The following is a 16,369-nucleotide window of genomic DNA, read 5'->3' on the forward strand; positions in this document are numbered from 1 at the left end:
ATCAGGGCTCGTCATCCTGGTCGGGCTCGTCAATAGCGATCCCGCCGAAGTCCTCAGCAAGCTCTATCAGATGTTGGTAGCGGTCGTACCACTCGGTGGAAACTTCATAGACGAAGATGGACCCCTGGTAGGCCCATCCCAACTGAATGTATCCGGTTTTCGATAAATAAGCGCGTAGCCAGCGGGCTTCATCCAGGTCTTCCTCATTAGGGTAGTGGGCGTTGCGCAGCCGCTCGACCAGTTCGTCCAGTTCCTCGCGTTGCAATGCCCAGTCGTCCATGGTGAGGAAGGTGGCACCAGCGGCCTTGGCCAGCTCGACAAAATCCTTCCAGCCGTCGGGATTTTCCGCGGAGCTCTTCCACATCACGCTCTGCACTTGTTCGGAGTCCACGTAGGCCGGAAAGCGCTTCATGCCATGACCTTCGATAAAAGCGGTCATGTCATCTTTGAGCGTGGTGAGGTCGTCAGACATGTAGAGTTTGTGGCTAATGCATTCTAGACCCAACTCGCTTTGCGAGCTACTAAGGACAAAGCTGCCGATCTGCGGTTCAGGCGTCCCGAGTGATTATGCTAAACTCAAATTTTGGGCAGAGGCTTCTAGCCCGGACTGTCAGCCTGGACTTCCACCTGAACTATGGTTTTCTCGAAAGAATATGTGGGCTACCTGGCCCGCGAGGTGACCAAGAAACTGGTTGCCGGCAATTTCATTGAAACCCAGCAACTTCCCGCAGTGACGCAGAAAGTGCACGCGGCGCTGTTGGAGGAGATCGCTTTAGAGGACCGCATCAACGACGAGGTGCGCGTCATCCTTGAGGCCTATTCGGAAGAGATGCGCAAGAGCGGGGCCAACTACCAGGAAATGTTTAAAAAGGTCAAAAACGAGCTGGTTCGCAAGTACAAGGCGGTGCTGTGAGGCTCAGCCGAGACAAAGTGAATAAGCTGGCCCACACCGTTTCTGACGCCCTTGCCACCTTGGACGAAGTAGATTTCGTGGAAGATCGCAACACCATTCGCTTGGAAGTTCGACGTCTCCTGGAAGAGTTACTTAATCAGGAGGCCAGGATTGACGCCTCGGCCCGGCAGAAAATCGAAAATCAGAAACGCACCATTCTCGAAGGTTCCCAGGAATGGGACATCCTTTACCGCAAGTACTACAACGAGGAAGTCAAGAAGCTGGGCATTTAAGACCTTAGTTCCCCTTGCAGTTTTCTGTTACTTCTTACCCCACCCTCAGAATCCTGGCGCCTTCTCCTTGTTCCAGTCGCAGGTTCCACCCGTCGCTGGCGGCAGCAGGGTTGGCACCGGCTGCGGCGTGGAGAAATCGAAAAACTCCATCATGTTGTCCGCCGATGCGTCGCGCACGGTCAGCGCCGGCACATTGAAGCGCGTCTCAATGAGCCGAAGAATGGAAGTGAGGTCGCGCCAGGTGTGCGAAACATAGTGCGGCTTCGCCCAGGGAGAAACCACGACCAGGGGAATGCGGAAGCCGGTGTGGGCAAAATCGCCGGGTGGGGTCCCCGAAGGAATCATGGGAGCGATGCCGTCCGGCTTCATGATCGTCGCCGGAACCACGTGGTCGTATAAGCCGCCCCCCTCGTCGAAGGTAAGGATGAACGCCGAAGATTTCCATGAGGGGCTGCCGATCAGTGCATTGATGATCTGGGCCACCCTGGTGGCGCCGTTCTGAAGATTTTGCCCCGGATGCTCATCCAATCCAGCCGAAGAAGCGCGCTCAATGAAGATCACGGATGGCAAGGTGCTTTCGTTCTGCAGGTCGGTGTAATACTGCGAGATTGGGAACAGCTTGGTGTGCTGATTTCCCGAATAATAGCCGGCCCACTGCGTCAAATAAGTGCTGTTGTCCTGGTAATAGTAGCGCCAGGAGACGCCCGCTTGGTCGAGATGATCGAAAATCGTTGCCTGGGGCCAGCCGCCAGTCGGGTACTGATCGGAAAAGATGTGCCCAAACGAAGTTCCAGCAAACAAGTACATACGATTGGGCAGGGTATTGGCCAAAAGCGGCGAGAAGAAGCGGTCACTCGTGCCGAAATTGAACGCCAAGGAATACAAATAGGGCAAGTCGTTCCAGTCGTAATGACCTAGCGCGCGAGTGTTGTACGGATCAATATTGGAGGTGATTCCGGTCTGCAGAAACTTGTCCATTAGTCCGCCATTCACGTCAATATGGCTTTCAGTCCAGGACGGCGTCAGACCCTCAGTACAAACGCTCTGATAATGAAATGGATGTACTGCCACACCATTATTGGCAACCAGCGTGGCGCCCAGCGGCACGCCGTCGACGTTATTGCTGAAGCCGCGATCCACACGGTATTGCCCCAAGCGGCCCAGATAACTGTCGAAGGACCGGTTTTCCTGGACGAGGTAGATGATGTGCTTCAGGTTCGACAAACCAGCATTGTCAGTGACGTTGATGGCGACGCTACTGCTGAACGTCACCGCCGCTGTGTCTTGCGCTTTCACCTGTACCGTGTGCTGCCCAGGCGCCAGGCCGGTGAGGTAAAGATCAGCCGTATTTGAGCTAACCTGCTTGTAACTTACGCCATCAATCAGCACCTGCATCAGCTTCGTGGGCGTCGAATCATTTGCCGCCGCCACCAGATGGGTCGGCAGACTCACGGTTGCTCCCGCGCCGGGTGTGCAGATAGTGACCGTCTGATTGGTGGGATTCAGGGCGCAGGGTGGACTCATTGCAACCTTGATGTTCTTGGAGAAGCTCCCGCTACTGTCCCAGCCCTTTACTGTCAGCGAGTGAGCCCCCGGGGTGAGGTTCACAAAAGTATCCACTGCCTTGCCGCTCACCTTGTATACCAATTTGCTATCGATATAGATCTGCATGGCGGTCACGGTCAGCGAGTCCGTAGCCCCGGCAACCACGCGTGCCGGTGTAACCACCTGTGAGTTGTTCCCGGGAGTGCAAATGGTTACCGTCCGGTTCGTAGTACTAAGGGTGCATGCGGCAGCGGGACGGCCAATAGCAAGCATGGAGCCAAAAATGGGGAGCACGAACAAAGCACGGTGAACCAAGCACTTCGAGAGAATTGAAATTCGAGGTGATCTCATGACTTAGTGCTTAGATGCGAGAGATCGCCTTGGTTGCCTGTCCATAAGGTTCCGAAATCTGCAACAATAGGTTGGTATTAAGTGAATTTCGCATGCAACAACTTTCCTATATTAAGGATGCGGTACTAAAAGCCGCTGCTACGGCCGGATTCGACTTAGCCGGGGTGGCTGGAGTGCACGAGTACGCCGAGCTCAACTTCTTTTCCCAATGGATTGCAGCTGGTCATGCTGGTGAAATGAACTACATGCAAGCACGCAATGAGCACGGAGAATTAAAGCGCGCGTCTTTAGGTTCGGCAGTACCGTGGGCGCGTAGCGTTATCGTCTGCGCCCTCAACTACAACACCGCAGAGCCCTATTCCACTGAGGTGAACAATTCTAAAACAGGCTGGATCTCGCGCTACGCCTGGTCGCAACTGGATTACCACAAAGTCGTCTTGACTCGACTGCAACAGGTAGAAGACGAGTTGCACCGGGCGCTATCTGAAAATGGAACTGACCCAGCGGCCAGCCTGCAGACGCGCTGCTATGTGGATACCGGCCCACTCGTCGAGCGCGTTTACGCCAAGTATGCCGGCGTAGGATGGGTGGGAAAGAACACCTGCGTGATAAACCAGCGGCTGGGATCGTGGGTCTTTCTTGGCGTGATTCTCACGTCGCTGGAGCTCGCGCCTGATGTCCCTGCGGCCGACCGCTGCGGCACATGCACTCGCTGCATTGAGGCGTGTCCGACGGACGCGCTGCTCGCGCCCCATATTCTGGATTCAAATCGTTGCATCTCTTATCTCACCATTGAGAAACGTGGCGCAATTCCGGAAGACTTGCGTGAGGGCATAGGACGGCATCTTTTCGGATGTGACATTTGTCAGGATGTTTGTCCCTGGAATCGGAAATCGCCTGCGACCGGCGAACCACAGTTGCAGCCGCGGCCTGAATTGGTGAGCCCCGCATTGGATTGGCTGGCGCAGATGTCTGGCGAGGAATTCGCCAGCACATTTCGCGGTTCGCCCGTGCGACGGGCAAAGCTCTCGGGATTACGTCGTAACTCGGTGGTGGCCATGGGCAACAGCCGAGATCGTAACTTCATTCCCACTTTAGAAAAACTATCGGCAGATCCAGATCCGGTCGTGGCAGAACATGCCCATTGGGCCCTCGAGCGCCTGAACAGCTAAAGGACTCTTCTGAACACCACTCAATCCGTTTCAATAGGCAAACTGCAGTTTTATGTGCGCTGGAAAGCGTGCTAGCATCTTAACTCGCCAGGCCTGTGTAACAGGAGCCGCGGCCATGCCGAAACCATTCTTTTTGTCGGGTTTAATTAGAAGAATTCTCTTCCTTGCTCTTCTACCCTCATTGGTGCTCAGTCCATCCTCGAGCCGAGCACAAAAGTGGGTTGAGGTCCGCTCCCCGCACTTTGTAGTGGATACCGACGCCGGCGATAAACGCGGACGAGAAGTCGCATTTCATTTTGAGCAGATGCGCGCCACCTTCGGACAGTTATTATCCAAACTTACGGTTAATGTTCCGGTACCGCTACAGATTGTCGCTTTTCGCAAGGGCAACGAATTGAGCCGCTTCGCGCCCGTGTTCAACGGCAGAGCCGTGGAACTGTCAGGTTTCTTTCAATCTTCCACCGACCGCGACTACATCGGCCTGGATGTTTCCCTGGAAGGCAGGTGGGAAGCCGTGTTCCACGAGTACGGTCACCTGCTGCTCAATGGGAATTACCCAGAAACTCAGCCCTGGTTCGATGAAGGCTTTGCCGAGTACTTCTCTACCGTTAACGTGACCAGCAGAGGAATAGAGATCGGCAAACCGCCGATCGGGACCATGGAAATACTTCAACAGTCCCGATGGATGCCCATCGCTGATCTCTTCAAAGTGCGCCACGATGCCAAGGTTTACAACGAAGGTGACCGGCGATCAGTCTTCTATGCCCAATCCTGGCTGATGATGCATTACTTGCAGGACAAGCTTAAGCTCCGCGAGACTGGAATCTATTTTGAGCTGGTCCTGAACCAGCACGTGTCCGTGGAAGACGCCATTCAAAAAGCATTCGGAATGACTCCGAAGCAACTGGGAGATTCGGTGGACCGTTATTACCGCTTGGGAGAAGGCCGCTATGGCATCGCCAAGCTTCCGCTCGATCTGGAAAGCGTGGCCAGCTATGATTCGAAGTCACTCTCTGCTCTTGACAGCCAGGCAATGCTCGGTGATTTCGCCTTGCACACGCGCGACCATCAGAAAGAAGGCGTTGCCATGCTGGAGGAAGTGTTGCAACAGCAGCCAAACAACGCCGCTGCTCAGCGTGGTCTGGGGTTCGCCTTCCTGCACAGTGGAGACTTCGAAAAGTCGGCCGAGCACTTTGAGAAAGCTGCGGCCCTTGAGTCCCAGGACCCCTGGGTGCACTACTACTCTGCATTGTTACGCTATCGCCGAGCGGGAAATTTGAGTCGGTCGCCCGCGGAAAATGAGGCCAGCATACGCGAGCTGCGCACCGCCGTCAGGTTGAACCCCCAATTCGCCGACGCCTTGAAACTCTTAGGCATTTCAGAGATGCAAAACGAAGAGCTGGAGGCCGCCCAGCGTGACCTCGCGGCGGCAGTTCAACTGAGCCCCCGAAACGAAAATTACGCCGCCAACCTGGCGCTGGTCTATCTGCACATGCGAAAGTGGGAGGAGGCCAGGACGTTGCTGACGCGCCTGCAAAACAGCCAGGACCCGAATATTGCTTCCATGGCCAGCCAAAATCTAATGCAAGTGCAGGCTATGCGGGAATCGCACTTGACTGAGGTCTCCCATCCTCGCAGTCTGGACGAGATGACCGCACCGCAGTGGCGGCCAAAACCGAAATCGAAAGACGCGAGCCAGGACTCCGATGAGAATGTCCAGACCATCAAGGCTGACAACACTCCCGTGCATTTCCTGAAAGCCACCTTGGTGCAGGTAGATTGCTCCGCTCCTCCGTCAGCCACGTTGACTTTGGCGTCAGGAGCAAAGACATGGAAGATGACGACTACCGATGTGAAGCGCCTGGTTGTCATCGGAGCCGATGAGTTCTCTTGTCTCTGGCACAATCGGCGGGTCGCGGTGAACTACCGCACTGCCAGCAGTGGCGCCGGTACCCTTGTGTCGGTGGAACTGCAGTAGATCCCGGGTGGCGTTTCGAACTGGCAATCGCGCATGGTTTAACCCGGCATAGTCCCCGGCATAGTCCCCGGCATAGTCATAGATCAGCGTTGAATCTCTGCTCCCATCGTGACCATCTCGGCATTCGCCGAGGCGCAAGGTACAATTCTGTCTATGTCCTGGATCGATGTGGCTGAATTTGGGGTGGGCGGCTGGAGGCCGCAATCCGATGCCGGCGAGCGTTCCCGCTGGTACTGTGAGGAACTGGAACGCGGACAGGTCCTATTCTTTCCCCAACCGCCGTTCGCGTTCGCCGCTGCGGATCGCGAGTTCCTGGTTGGGCTTCCGCCCACTACCTTGCGCCTTCACAAGAACATTTCTTACCGCCCACAAGAGGATATTTTGCGGGGGTTCTCCTCGGATGGAAAGGGAACGCAGCAGCGTATGCACCAGGTGCTGCGCGGATACTCGGAGCAGGTAACCGAGTTCGTGCGCCGGTTCCTTTCACCTTATAGAGAACGCCTGATGCTTGATTTCGCCAGCTTTCGTCCGCAGGAAGAAGCCGGCCGCGACCTGCCGCTGCACAAGCGTAACGATCTGTTGCACGTGGACGCATTCCCCAGCCGCCCGACGCGCGGCGGACGCATTCTCCGCGTGTTCACCAATATCCATCCCAGCAAGGAGCGGGTGTGGTTAACGGCGGAACGGTTTCCAGAACTGGCGCAGCGTTATGCGCGTGATGCCGGCTTACCCAGCATTGCATCTGAAAGCAAACGTGGACTGTTATCGCGGCTGTTGTATTTGGCTGGGCTGAAAGTGGCCGGCCGCTCGGCCTATGATTCTTTTATGCTGCGCTTCCACGATTACCTGAAGGAGAATGCGCAATTCCAGCGGAGCGCAACCAAGGTACGCCTGGCATTTCCGCCGCTGGCCACCTGGATGGTGTTCACGGACGGCGTGCCTCACGCCGCGCTCTCCGGTCAGTTTGCTCTGGAGCAAACCTTCATCGTCCCGCCGGAGGCGCTGGTCGCGCCCGAGCATTCTCCCATTCGCGTGCTCGAAAAGTTGTGCGGAAGAGCGCTGGCGAGCTGAGCCAGTTCTCATCGCTACAAGTAAATAACCCTCTCAGTAGGCATACTGAGAGGGCCGAGCAGCAATGGAGTGCGTAGAAAGGTCAGCTAAACCCGGACTACATTCGCCGCCTGGAAACCCTTGGGGCCCTTGAGCAGGTCGAATTCCACCGTCTCACCTTCATTGAGGGTGCGGTAGCCATTTTCCTGGATCGCGGAAAAATGGACAAAGACATCCTCTCCTGTGGACCGTTGAATGAATCCATAGCCTTTAGCCCCATTAAACCACTTTACTGTGCCCTTCTCTCTCACGGACGAACTCCTTTCGACATCGCGTCAAGGTTTAGCTCCGGCTCTTTCCCAGGGCTTGACCAGTTCTGGTAAGAACGGAGGAACTTCTTTTACATCCCGAACCGGAAGCACAAAAAAAGGCTCCCGAGTCGCGCGCCGCACTGCACCCACGGCAATCGACTCCGGAGCCCATCATGCATACGCCTACTGCTCTGCTGCGTCACCGAATCCATCTTGTTACACTCTACTGGTCTCTGGACCAGACCCTCATGCCCAGTTTTCTGGGCAATGAGCAGGAGATAATATTCAGTGACTTATGTTTTGGCAAGCAGATTAATGAATTTTCATTCCTGGGGAAACGGCAGTTTGAAACGATTTTTAAGCGGGTCTGGCGATGCCGACGCAGCAATGGTGACGGACGATTTACTGTCTTGCCCCGACGGGCCGAAGAGCTTACTGCCTTCTGCCATGAGAAGCGGGCATTGAACCACCCAGGATCCGCTCCCGCCCCACCGCCTCATCCCTCAAACCTGCAGACAGTGGCTTCTCGCTCTGTTTGGCGAAGCGACGTTTGGCGAGAGCAGCTGTTGCCGACCGTCAGCTACCTGATGCGTACCGAGGTTCATACATTCGCATTCTCGGTTGCGGCGAATGCCATCCTTTCATTTTTCCCGTTCGTAATGTTGTTACTTACCTTGAGCCTGAGGGTTTTCCACTCGCGCACCATGTACGACGTGGTATTGCAGCTGCTGCGCGACTACTTGCCCGCCGGCCAGGACTTCGTAATTCGCAATCTGAATGCCCTGGTCGCCGCACGCCATCGAGTGCAGCTCGCTTCTCTGGGGATACTTTTGATCACGTCCACCGGCGTGTTTGTTCCACTCGAGGTGGCCCTGAACCGGGTTTGGGGATTTCCGCGCAACCGCTCTTACCTTGCCAACCAACTCGTATCACTGGGACTGGCGTTTGCTTGTGGGCTCCTGGCGTTGCTCTCCATCGCCCTCACTGCTGAGAACCAACAAGTTCTGCAATTGGTTTTGGGTGGCAAGACCAACCTTGTTTTTCGGACAGCGGCATTTGTAGCGATGAAGGCATTTGCTATCGGCGCGAGTATCGCCATTTATTTCCTTATTTACTGGCTGCTGCCCAATGGGCCGGTGCCGTTGCGTGCGGTGCTGCCCAGTGCGGTAATGGCGGGACTGATCTCGGAGACGCTGAAGTACGCTTACATCCTGGCTCTGCCACACCTTAACTTTCAGGAGGTATACGGGCCATTTTCCATCTCGGTAGCGCTCATGTTCTGGGCCTTTCTTATGGGTCTTCTGCTCCTGACAGGGGCTTACCTTTCGGCCTTGGGCTATAAGAGGGAAACTTAGCTCATTTGTTCGAACCCTAATCTCCCAATTCGGTACTCCCGCCAGAAAAAACTCACGCCTGACACTGCCAACTTCGACTATCTCTTTTACGCTTGATTCCCTAATTACCTGGCGCAAAAGAAACTCCGACGTGATCTTCACTCCCCAGTCCCGTGAAGTATGCCTCGTTGCTGTCTTCGTACTAGGCATTGCGGCTTTGCAAGCACCCGCCCAGGACGCAGCCATTACTCCGCAACAGATGTTGAGCAAGGCAGGACGGATCTTCTCCGGCCACGTGGTGGCCGTCCAGCCGGTCCGCTCAGCCGAAGGAAATGTTGCCAGCATGCGCGTCTCGATCCACGTGGAGCAAGCTGTTCGCGGTGTCAAAGCGGGTGAGACGGTCGCAGTAGATGAGTGGGCCGGCCTATGGCGGAACAGTGGCGACCGCTATCGCGTGGGGCAGCGCGTGATGTTGTTTCTCTATGCTCCCAGTCGAGCAGGGCTGACCAGCCCAGTTGGCCAGGACCTTGGACGGTTGCCTGTTGAAGGCAGCAGGCTGGTTTTGTCCACGCGTCAATCGCAATTTTGGTTTCAGCCGCGAGCAGGCTTGCTCCCCCGGATGCAGTTGAAGCACTTCGTGCGGCGGATGCGGGACTCGCTGAGGCAACAAAATGAAGGCCAGTAGTTGCCTCTGCACACCGACGATGCTCCTTATGGCCGCCATCGTGGCACAGGCGGGGGGCCCTCTCAAAGTTGCCGGAGTGAGTGGATTCAATGCCGGATTGGCAGGCACGCCTCTGCTGTGGTTCCAAGGCACGGTGCGGTACTACACCGATCTGGGTGACTTGAGTCCTGTACTACCACAAGCAAGCGCCAATGCGTTCGTCGCTGATGCCTTCACCCGCTGGACCAGTATCAGCACCGCTGCCATAGCGGCTGTGAACTCGGGGAGCCTGGCGGAAGATGTAAACGGCACGAATGTGACCGGCGGCCCTTCCGGAGTGATCACCATGCCTGCTGACATCCAGCCGACGGCGGTTGGCACTCCGGTCGGCGTTGTCTATGACGCCGACGGAGCGGTGACGGACGCGTTCCTGGGATCGGGTGCTTCCAGCTTGTGCAGCGTGAATGCCGTTTTCGGTGGTCCCGATAACTTCAGCTTGGACGCACACATTTCACATGCCCTCCTGGTGCTAAACGGAAAGTGCGCGCGGACGACCGCCGATTTGACCTACATGAAATATCAACTGGTCCGAGTTATCGGTCGCGTGCTGGGACTCGACTGGGCTGACCTGAACGAAAATGTCGTGAACGGCGTTCCCACGCTCGATGACGAGTTGGGCTTTCCTCTGATGCACGCTATAGAACCTACTTGCATTGCGGTCCCCGCGCCCTGTACGGCTTTTCCTGACCAGCCGAAACTAGAGGACATAAGCGCGCTCTCACGCTTGTACCCGGTTACGACCTCAAACATAGGCAATTTTTCTGGAAAGATATTGTTTGCAAGTACCACGGCCAGGATTGCAGGTAGCGTGTACTTCACCAACAATGGCTCGCGGGCCCAGCCGATGCAGGGGGTGAAGGTGGTTGCGCGCTGGATAGATCCGGCCACTGGCGTTCCCTCTCAACGGTACGTGGCCTCCTCCGTCTCGGGATTTCTATTTCGTGGAAACGCGGGCAATCCGGTGAGCGGGTTCGTGCGTCCCTCGGGAGAACGCTATGACCACTTTGGCTCGAATGCTTCGACCCTCGAGGGCTTTTTCGATCTTGCCGGGCTGCCATTCCCCGATGGGACAAACACCGCGGGCTATCAAATCACGACAGAATCGGTTGACCCGCTCTGCACCTTACTGAGTGGAGTCCACCCTTATGCCGACGGTCAGGTGGCGCTTTCCGGTGCTTCGACAGCTTGGACGGTAACCGTGGTCCCTGGAGACAACATCAGCCACGACATTCTGATGGCTGGCAGTGCGGCGCCGGTTCCGGATGTGATCACATCTTTCGGCAACCCAGCGAAGGTTCCTCCGGCCGGAGACTGGGCCGGCTCTCTTTCCGGCTATGGGAATGTGGACTATTACTCATTCGCTGCCCGGGCTAACCGCACCATGTTGGTCCGCGTGACGGCTACAGATGAGACCAGGCTAGCAACCGAGCACAAGGCTCAGCCGGTACTGGGTCTTTGGGCTTCGACAGACTTGCCGGGCAAGCCGCCTCAAGCTTTCGCCAACTACTTTAGTAGTGGCGTAACCGGCGAAACCAGCCTGAACGCGCTGTTTGAGACTGACGGTATTTTCAAGCTGGGAATTGCAGACAACCGTGGCGATGGTCGCCCCGATTTTCCTTACCATGCAAACATTTTTTATGGCGACACGGTGTCGCCGCTGCGCGTAGGCGTGCAAGGCGGGACTGCCCTTTCCATTCGCGGGATTTCTTTTCAACCTGGCATGGCGGTTGCCGTCGGCGCCAGCATCGCGCCAGTGGTTCAGCAAACTCCTAATTTCGCGGTCGCGATCGCTCCGCCACTCAGTGACGGAGTACAAGACCTCACTCTGTGGGCACCCGATGGCAGCTCGGTACAGATGTTGAAAGCAGTTAGCTATGGCACGATAAGCAGCGACAAAATCGTGCTGCTGCAAGGTTCGAACCCAGGCACGCCCGTCGGAGGAGTGAGCGTGAATCCCTTCCGCGTGCGCGTCCTCCAACAAGACCTGCTAACGCCGGTGGCCGGAGCCACCGTTAAATTCAGTGCCACTCCGCCCACCCTGCTCTTCAGCCCCTGCGGCGCGTCAGCTTGCAGCCTGGTCACCGATGGGCAGGGCGAAGTAACGACCCCCATGCTGGTTACTGCCGCTGGAGCCACCACGGTTATGGCTGCTCTGCCCTCGGGCGCCTTTGTCCAGGGAACTCTGGTGGGGACTTCGTCCGGTCTCGATATTTCTCTGCTTGCGCCACGCGCGTGGCTTTCTCAGGCCGCAACTGTAAACCTGCCGCTTACGGCTCGTGTTCTGAGCAACGGCTCGGGGATTAGCAATCGAAAGGTTAACTATGCCATCCTGCTTGGAAACGCAAGCCTCTCCGCCAGCAGTGCGATCACCGATACCGACGGTTTCGCCACCACGACTCTCAAGATCACTGCGCTCAGCAGTGAAATAGATGTCAGCGCGTGTGTGGCGCCCGCAGGCGCGCCGTGCCAAAAATTTGTCATCTTTGCGGTACCGGTAAGCGCCCAGCGTTTGCAGGCGACCGCAGGAGACCGGCAGTTCATCAATATTGGACAGACCTTCGCGCCGGTCACGGTCCGGGTCACCGATTCCTCTTCTCCTCCCAATCCGGTGGGCGGGGCCCCAGTCTCCTTCCTGGGCGTAGTCTTCCGCTGGGCGCCAACGCCACCCCCGGGATCCCTGCCACCAAAGCCCGTGGTATTGAACTCCTGGCAGCTGAATCTCACTACCGATCGTAGTGGCAGCGTGCGGGTGCTGCCGGCTCCTGCCACTTCGTACGGTGCCGTTACGCTGAAAGTTACGGCAACCAGCGGCAGCAACGCTCAGCAGTTCGAATTACAGAGGCTGTGGCCAGTGCCCACGCCCAACTTCGCCGGTGGGCGACTTAACCCTCGCTAGATCCAGAGACTTAGGCCGGGCCTGCCTCAGCATCTCTGCCCTGCTTTCAGGCATCTAAGCTCTTAATTCCCGTAGAATTGAACCTTATGAAATTTTCGCTCTTGCGCGCTCTTCTTTTGCCACTTCTCGGCTTTGCTCTCACGTTTTCGGTTTCTGTCTTACCCGCTCCCGCCCAACAGGGTGAAGGCGCATTGAACACGGCACAGCCTCAAGGAATCACGGCGGAGGAAATCATCAAGCGCTTCGCCGCTAAAGAGAAACAGTTCAAGGAGACCTGGGAGAATTACACTTACCGGCAAACAGTAAAAGTTCAGACGGTTGATGGGGATACGGTTGACGGTGAGTACCAGCAAGTCTTCGACGTCACCTTCGACAGCCGAGGTCACAAGGTGCAACACGTCGTCTTTGCACCACAGTCCACGCTGCAGAGAATCGGCATGACCAGTGAGGACCTCGACGACATCGAAAACAAACTACCTTTCGTTCTCACCAGCGACGAGATTCCAGAATACGACATCCTCTATGTGGGTCAGCAACAGGAAGACGAGCTACACACGTACGTATTCGATATTGCACCCAAAAAAATCGAAGGGAAGAAGCGCTACTTTCAAGGCCGCATTTGGGTGGACGATCACGACTTTCAGATCGTAAAAACCTCGGGCAAGACCGTTCCTGACATCCGCAAGAAAAACCAGGAGAATCTTTTCCCCAAGTTCACTACCTGGCGACAGCAGATAGATGGACAGTATTGGTTCCCGGTTTACACCAAGGCCGATGATGCTCTGCACTTTGCTACCGGGGATGTGCAGGTGCGCGAGATCGTGAAGTACAGCAACTACCAGCGTTTTGGATCGAACGTAAAAATCACCTACGAGGGGCAGGAGCTGCCCGCGCAAGGCACTCCGCAGCAGAAGAAGCCCGCGCCTCCGCAGAATTAGCCGGTCATTCAGGATTACTGCAGTTCTACGCCGCCGGGGCCAGTGACCGCTCAGCAGCCTGCTGGATAAAGCGCTTCATCACCGTGGCCCACATTACTTTCTTGCGTATGGCGCTCTCTTTGCCGCGACGGCCTTGGGCGAACATCGCAAGCAGCGCCTTAATCTTAAGGACCCGCAGTACACCTTCCTCGGAGGGACTCACTCCGTAGGCCTCGATGAATTCGTCTTGCACCTGTCCGGTAATGCGGCGATTACAGAAGGGATATTTCTCCAGCGCCTCAACCGACGCCAAGAACATCGCCACATCGTTGAAAGAAACTCCGCGCGGAGTCATCCGCGCGTAGTCAGAAATGCCAATTCCACTCTCAGCAACGATCACATTGAGAGGCGTGAAGTCATTCAACACTGCCGAGCAGGGCACTCCTTTGCGAGTACGGGCCAGCGCCGCTCGCGCGCCAGAAACAATGGTACGGATCGCCGAGTCGTCTAAGCCTTCTCCACGGCAGCGCTCGCAAAGCGTCTCGAGTTCGCTCAACAGCGAGGAAGGATCGAGGGGTTCGACACCCTCTGAAAGCGCGCGATGATAGCCACGTAGCCACGCGCCCGCTTTACGGGCCGCGTGCTTCAGCATGTCGTTGTCGGCAAATCCGGGAAGCAGCGCCGCTTTCATAATAAGAGACTGCAGCGGCAATCCGCTGAACTTCTCAGCTACTACGGCGCCCAACTCGGTAAAGTTGCCAATCGGGCGCGGCACGCCATCGAGCTTCTTCTTCTGAAAAGCCTGATAAACACTCTGCAGGTTGCCAAATTCCCACTCGGCCATGCCGCGAGCGCCACGAGGTCCACACTTGTTGCTGCGGTACACCTTAGCCGCAACCCGCTGGTTGCCCTCGGCGAAATCCACAACCAAATCGTAAATGTAGTGATCAGGCTTAGGGGTGTGTCCAACAATCCGCACCCCCCGTGCTGGGCTACTCTGGGGGAAGTACTCGGCCCCGTTCTTCTGAAGCTCGCTAACAATATGGTCCATGACCGCTTCTGGCATTTTTTCTCCGACTCGATAAGTGTTCTGCGGCGCTATGGCAGCAACGAAACGCGTCGCCTCTGGCTGACAAGTCCCAGTACGGGACGAGCCTTACGCAGGTGCAGTTTGGGTTCCAGCTGTAACTAGGGTCGGGTTAAGCTAAGTAATTGAAAATACAATGGCTAGCAGCAAACGATGGGGTAGACTCAAATCTAAGTTCCGGAATGTGGTATCGCCATGCCCACGGTTGGCACAACCGCGTGACCTTAGTACCGAAACAAGTAACCCCACGATAGGGCACTAGTAGAAGAGATATTTACGCCACTTCGCGTCTGAGTGGCCCATCATACGCATGATGTGTCGGCTGGTATGAAGATTGAAGGAACGGGGCTCGCGCAGGAGCTTCATTCGTGCCTCGAGGGGAAACTGATTACCCTTCCGCCGGTTGCAAGGATGGCAGCATGTCACCAGGTTCTCCCAAGTGGAGGCGCCACCTCGCGAGCGCGGCACGACGTGGTCGAGCGTCAGCTCGCTTGAGGGTAGAACGGTGCCGCAATATTGGCAGCTGTTGCGGTCCCGAAGCAGGATGTTCTTTCGAGAAAGAGCCCGCGTCTGGTGCGGGATGCGGCGGTACTCGAGCAGGCGGATAACTGAAGGTACGCGCACCGCAAACCGGGCGGCGTGGAGGTAATGACCATTCTCTTCCTCCGTCATGGCCACCCCCTTCAACACCAGGACAATGGCACGCCGCGCCACACACACGTTAATGGGCTCGTAGGAGGCATTTAGAACCAGCACGGGTGCGTGCATGGCATGGGCGTCATCATGATGGTGCTCCGCCCTAAAGACCGGCTGGAGCGGGTCCCTGCCCTGATAAGCCGCCGAAATGTTTATCTCCAACGACATAATAATTCTTCAAACCCGGGCCGCCATGGCCAGCGGTCCCTCGGCGACATCCCACTCCGGTTCTACAAACGTGCTCTCTGCCTTCAGCACGCGTGCCACCGTTGCCACGAACACCTTAGTAGCTCCTGCACGTCGTAAGATGCGCGCGCACTCAGAAACCGTAGTTCCGGTGGTGAACACGTCGTCCACTAGCAGGATCTCGCGGCCCACCACCAACTCGGGATGACAAACTCGAAAAGCCCCGCGAATATTCTCTCTTCGCTGAGGACGGGTCAGACCTGTTTGCGATTCAGTCGGCCGGCAACGTTCCAGCACCGAAGCGTTCAGCTGTGGTGCGCACCCGGGGAGAACCCCATGCTTCAATGCTTCGCGTGCAATCAGTTCCGCCTGGTTGAACCCTCGTTGCCGCAGTTTACTGCGGTGCAACGGAACTGGAACCATCATCGGTTGGCTGCCGAAATGGTCATTCAGCACCGACGCTCCCTCGGCGAGCATTCTGCCCAGGACTTTTGCCGCGGGGCGGACTTGCTCATACTTAAGCAGATGAATCAGGTCTCGCAGCCCGGCGTCGTAACTGCCGTAAGCCGCCGCCCTTTCAAAAAGAGGCGCCGACCGCTCGCAGTTTCCGCATCTTGCCACCCCATCGGGTGCCAGGGCGAACTGGCTTACGAGCCGCTCCCCGCAGATGGCACAAATTAAGCCGTCAATCGGCCGCATCTCCGCCAGGCACGTTTCGCAGACCGGTAAGCGTGAAATCTTGCTGAGGGGCGCACTGCAGAGGCGGCAATCAGATGGAAACAACGCGGCAAACAAGCTGTCGGCAGCCGTTCCCAGAAGGGAACCGATTGAGGACTGCCCTTTGGAAGATTCAGCCCTGGTAGCCCGAATTAGGTCACCGGTACTGCTGAAGACGACCCTCCCGCGTCCGAAATCGGCCTGTTTTGACGATTCTTGG

Annotated in this window: 15 protein-coding genes; 9 read left to right on the forward strand and 6 right to left on the reverse strand. The window is 56.6% G+C overall.

The window, feature by feature from the left end; translation table 11 throughout:
* Position 1: 1 nt before the first annotated feature.
* Positions 2-472 carry a hypothetical protein gene (locus tag VFA76_15365; protein ID HZR33224.1) on the reverse strand — a complete coding sequence of 157 codons (471 nt, stop codon included), beginning with the start codon at positions 470-472 and terminating at the stop codon, positions 2-4.
* 162 nt (positions 473-634) lie between these two features.
* On the opposite strand from VFA76_15365, the gene VFA76_15370 reads away from it, so the two are divergent.
* Positions 635-913, forward strand: coding sequence for a DUF507 family protein (locus VFA76_15370; protein HZR33225.1), 279 nt, complete (start codon positions 635-637; stop codon positions 911-913).
* Positions 910-1,185: a DUF507 family protein gene (locus tag VFA76_15375; GenBank protein ID HZR33226.1), complete on the forward strand. Its 276-nt coding sequence runs from the start codon at positions 910-912 to the stop codon at positions 1,183-1,185. Before VFA76_15370 ends, VFA76_15375 begins: the two co-directional genes overlap by 4 nt.
* A 45-nt stretch (positions 1,186-1,230) precedes the next feature.
* Here VFA76_15375 and VFA76_15380 read toward each other — a convergent pair whose 3' ends face one another.
* Entirely contained in the window at positions 1,231-3,081 is a 1,851-nt protein-coding gene (locus tag VFA76_15380) for an alkaline phosphatase family protein (GenBank protein HZR33227.1), read from the reverse strand.
* Between the two features lie 92 nt (positions 3,082-3,173).
* Between VFA76_15380 and queG the strand changes: the two genes are divergently transcribed.
* The 3 genes from queG (at position 3,174) to VFA76_15395 (ending at position 7,302) form a co-directional block, all read left to right on the forward strand.
* Entirely contained in the window at positions 3,174-4,253 is a 1,080-nt protein-coding gene (gene queG / locus VFA76_15385; protein HZR33228.1) for a tRNA epoxyqueuosine(34) reductase QueG, read from the forward strand.
* Positions 4,254-4,368: 115 nt separating this feature from the next.
* Entirely contained in the window at positions 4,369-6,231 is a 1,863-nt protein-coding gene (locus tag VFA76_15390) for a tetratricopeptide repeat protein (protein ID HZR33229.1), read from the forward strand.
* A 153-nt stretch (positions 6,232-6,384) separates the two neighbouring features.
* On the forward strand, positions 6,385-7,302 hold the full coding sequence (locus VFA76_15395; protein HZR33230.1) for a Kdo hydroxylase family protein: 918 nt from the start codon (positions 6,385-6,387) through the stop codon (positions 7,300-7,302).
* An 86-nt stretch (positions 7,303-7,388) separates the two neighbouring features.
* On the opposite strand, the gene VFA76_15400 is transcribed toward VFA76_15395, so the two are convergent.
* Positions 7,389-7,592 carry a cold-shock protein gene (locus VFA76_15400; GenBank protein ID HZR33231.1) on the reverse strand — a complete coding sequence of 68 codons (204 nt, stop codon included), beginning with the start codon at positions 7,590-7,592 and terminating at the stop codon, positions 7,389-7,391.
* A gap of 566 nt (positions 7,593-8,158) precedes the next feature.
* On the opposite strand from VFA76_15400, the gene VFA76_15405 reads away from it, so the two are divergent.
* From VFA76_15405 to VFA76_15420, 4 genes are all read left to right on the forward strand, one after another.
* Positions 8,159-8,947: a YihY/virulence factor BrkB family protein gene (locus VFA76_15405; protein HZR33232.1), complete on the forward strand. Its 789-nt coding sequence runs from the start codon at positions 8,159-8,161 to the stop codon at positions 8,945-8,947.
* A 130-nt stretch (positions 8,948-9,077) separates the two neighbouring features.
* Positions 9,078-9,611: a hypothetical protein gene (locus tag VFA76_15410; GenBank protein HZR33233.1), complete on the forward strand. Its 534-nt coding sequence runs from the start codon at positions 9,078-9,080 to the stop codon at positions 9,609-9,611.
* A 28-nt stretch (positions 9,612-9,639) separates the two neighbouring features.
* Positions 9,640-12,546, forward strand: a complete 2,907-nt coding sequence (locus tag VFA76_15415) for a hypothetical protein (protein ID HZR33234.1) — start codon at positions 9,640-9,642, stop codon at positions 12,544-12,546.
* A gap of 86 nt (positions 12,547-12,632) precedes the next feature.
* Positions 12,633-13,484 (forward strand): hypothetical protein, encoded by an 852-nt coding sequence (locus VFA76_15420; protein ID HZR33235.1) that lies wholly within the window; start codon positions 12,633-12,635, stop codon positions 13,482-13,484.
* 25 nt (positions 13,485-13,509) lie between these two features.
* Here VFA76_15420 and VFA76_15425 read toward each other — a convergent pair whose 3' ends face one another.
* From VFA76_15425 to VFA76_15435, 3 genes are all read right to left on the reverse strand, one after another.
* Positions 13,510-14,529 (reverse strand): hypothetical protein, encoded by a 1,020-nt coding sequence (locus tag VFA76_15425; GenBank protein HZR33236.1) that lies wholly within the window; start codon positions 14,527-14,529, stop codon positions 13,510-13,512.
* A gap of 279 nt (positions 14,530-14,808) precedes the next feature.
* Positions 14,809-15,414 (reverse strand): HNH endonuclease, encoded by a 606-nt coding sequence (locus VFA76_15430; protein HZR33237.1) that lies wholly within the window; start codon positions 15,412-15,414, stop codon positions 14,809-14,811.
* 9 nt (positions 15,415-15,423) lie between these two features.
* Positions 15,424-16,227 (reverse strand): ComF family protein, encoded by an 804-nt coding sequence (locus VFA76_15435; protein HZR33238.1) that lies wholly within the window; start codon positions 16,225-16,227, stop codon positions 15,424-15,426.
* Between the last annotated feature and the right edge of the window lie 142 nt (positions 16,228-16,369).

It is taken from the genome of Terriglobales bacterium, assembly GCA_035651655.1.
Classification (GTDB): Bacteria; Acidobacteriota; Terriglobia; order Terriglobales; family Acidobacteriaceae; genus DASRFG01.

Excerpts from the sequence above, each read along its gene's own strand:
- VFA76_15415 (HZR33234.1), top strand. The coding sequence starts at position 9,640 with ATGGCCGCCATCGTGGCACAGGCGGGGGGCCCTCTCAAAGTTGCCGGA.
- VFA76_15380 (HZR33227.1), bottom strand. The coding sequence starts at position 3,081 with ATGAGATCACCTCGAATTTCAATTCTCTCGAAGTGCTTGGTTCACCGT.
- VFA76_15425 (HZR33236.1), bottom strand. The coding sequence starts at position 14,529 with ATGCCAGAAGCGGTCATGGACCATATTGTTAGCGAGCTTCAGAAGAAC.
- VFA76_15430 (HZR33237.1), bottom strand. The coding sequence starts at position 15,414 with ATGTCGTTGGAGATAAACATTTCGGCGGCTTATCAGGGCAGGGACCCG.
- VFA76_15370 (HZR33225.1), top strand. The coding sequence starts at position 635 with ATGGTTTTCTCGAAAGAATATGTGGGCTACCTGGCCCGCGAGGTGACC.
- VFA76_15420 (HZR33235.1), top strand. The coding sequence starts at position 12,633 with ATGAAATTTTCGCTCTTGCGCGCTCTTCTTTTGCCACTTCTCGGCTTT.
- VFA76_15365 (HZR33224.1), bottom strand. The coding sequence starts at position 472 with ATGTCTGACGACCTCACCACGCTCAAAGATGACATGACCGCTTTTATC.
- VFA76_15390 (HZR33229.1), top strand. The coding sequence starts at position 4,369 with ATGCCGAAACCATTCTTTTTGTCGGGTTTAATTAGAAGAATTCTCTTC.
- queG (HZR33228.1), top strand. The coding sequence starts at position 3,174 with ATGCAACAACTTTCCTATATTAAGGATGCGGTACTAAAAGCCGCTGCT.
- VFA76_15395 (HZR33230.1), top strand. The coding sequence starts at position 6,385 with ATGTCCTGGATCGATGTGGCTGAATTTGGGGTGGGCGGCTGGAGGCCG.